The organism is Pusillimonas sp. T2, assembly GCF_002236805.1.
Taxonomy (GTDB): Bacteria; Pseudomonadota; Gammaproteobacteria; order Burkholderiales; family Burkholderiaceae_B; genus Neopusillimonas.
Genome location: NZ_NIQA01000031.1, coordinates 1 through 2071, shown reverse-complemented (window position 1 = coordinate 2071; position 2071 = coordinate 1). Strand labels below are relative to the sequence as shown.

The window sequence follows — 2071 nt, the reverse complement described above, 5'->3', positions numbered from 1 at the left end:
CAACTAGTGTGACAGAGGGGGGGTTCTGTCTGTGGCAAAAGCGCCTTGAGAAAGACCGGTTTGCCTGGCCTTCGGGCGATTGTCCAGCGACGCAGACGATCGATCTCAGGGAGCTTGAGTGGTTGTTGGAAGGCTTTGATTTATGGGCAAATTATCCGCATAAAACATTGAATTATCAATCAGTTATATGACTTTATGAGGTATAATACGGCATGTCTGAAACGCATGCCGCCGCCCTCAATTCCAATCGTTCTTCACGCGTCAAATCGGTTGATTTGCCGACCTCTGTCGAGGCGTTTGAAACGGCGTTGCAGGCTGAGCGTGAACGCATGCTGGCCCTGTTACGGGCCAATCTCGAGCCTGACATTCAGGCGTTGGTTCAATCGCAACTTCACGCCCAACTCGAAGTCCATCGCCAGGCGCTTGAGGCTGACTACCAACGCCAAATCGCCATTGAGCGCGAACGGATTGAACGCCGTGTCGCTGCCGAACTGGCTGCAGACATGCAAGCCAAGATCGACGAGGGCATTGCCGCCGGCGTTGCCGAAAAAATCCAGTACATTCTCGAGCAATGGCGCTTGAGCCGCCATCGGCGCTTCGGCCCCAGTAGCGAATCGCATCAGGGCGAGCTGTTCAACGAAGCCGAAACCCTGGTCGATCAGGCGCCTCAAACGCCTGACGAGCACGACGACGACAGCGACGACACAGATTCGGGTAAAGCGTCGGGCGATAAAAAGAAACCCAAGCGGGGGCACCGTCGCGCGCTGCCCCCCGAATTGCCGCGTATCGAACACGTCATTGACGTGCCCGAAGAGCAGCGCGTGTGTGATTGCGGCACGCCCATGGTGCGCATCGGCGAAGACGTCAGCGAACAGCTCGATATCGTGCCCATGCAGATCCGGGTGATTCGTACCGTGCGCCCGCGTTATGCCTGCGTTAAAGGCGATCAGGCGCCGGTGCAAATGCCGGCCCCGGCTCAGGTGCTGCCCCGCAGCAACTTCAGCGCCGGTTTCCTGGCGATGCTGGCCGTGGTGAAATACGTTGACGGCTTGCCGCTGGCGCGCTTTGAAAAAGTGCTGGCCCGTCACGGCGTTGACGTACCCCGCCAAAGTCTGGCCCGAGGCATCATCAAACTGGCCCAGGCCCTGCAGCCGCTGCACAACCTGGCTCGCGATGCCTTGCTCGACAGCCCCGTCATCTATATGGACGAAACTACGGTCCAGGTACTGAAAGAGCCCGGACGAAGTCCGACGAGCACCAGTTATATGTGGGTGCAACGCGGCGGGCCGCCGGGCAAACCGGTGGTGCTGTTTGACTACCATTCGAGCCGTTCGGGGCAGATTCCGGTGCGCCTGCTCGAAGGCTGGCAGGGTTACCTGATGACGGACGGGTACGAGGGTTATGCGCCCGTGGCGCGTGGGGCGGGTGTCGAACACTTGGCCTGTGCCGCTCATGCCCGTAGAAAGTTTGTTCAAGCCAAACGTTCCAGCCCCAATGGCAAAAGTGCCCGCGCCGATCATGCGCTGGACCTGTTCGGTAAACTGTATCGCATAGAAGCCCAGCTCAAAGACGCCTCTGATGCCGAACGCTTCGAGGCCCGGCAAACCCGTAGCCTGCCGGTGCTGCAAAAACTGCGCACCTGGCTCGATGACACCTTGCCCGTGGTCACCCCGAAGAGCAAACTGGGCGAAGCGCTGGGGTACTTGCACAAGGTCTGGTCCCGGCTGGTCCGGTATACCGAGCGGGGGGACTTGCCCATCGACAACAACCCCGCCGAATCGGCCATCAGGCCCTTCGTGGTGGGTCGAAAAGCGTGGCTCTTCTCTGACACACCTGCGGGCGCTCATGCCAGTGCGGTACTGTACTCGCTGCTGGAGACGGCCAAAGCCAATGGCCGCGAGCCTTACGCGTGGCTGCGGTTTGTAGTGGAACGCCTGCCGTTGGCGACGACCGTCGATGAAATTGAAGCATTGTTGCCGTGGAATACCCATGACCAAGATTTAGCCATGAATCTGGCCGCCTTGGAATAATGGGGGAAATGGATCAATTACGTCAAGTCTGGCGTATTGGT

General features: G+C 59.1%; 2 protein-coding genes. Both read left to right on the top strand.

Annotated features, from left to right (window positions below; genetic code table 11):
- A partial coding sequence (gene tnpB, locus PuT2_RS15600; protein ID WP_143516246.1) for an IS66 family insertion sequence element accessory protein TnpB occupies positions 1 to 191 on the top strand: 191 nt, incomplete at its 5' end.
- Positions 192 to 212: 21 nt separating this feature from the next.
- Positions 213 to 2030: an IS66 family transposase gene (locus PuT2_RS15595; protein WP_216820839.1), complete on the top strand. Its 1818-nt coding sequence runs from the start codon at positions 213 to 215 to the stop codon at positions 2028 to 2030.
- The last annotated feature ends 41 nt before the right edge of the window (positions 2031 to 2071 follow it).

What these genes read in the sequence shown, in the direction of transcription:
- PuT2_RS15595 (WP_216820839.1), top strand. Translation starts at nt 213, where the DNA reads ATGTCTGAAACGCATGCCGCCGCCCTCAATTCCAATCGTTCTTCACGC.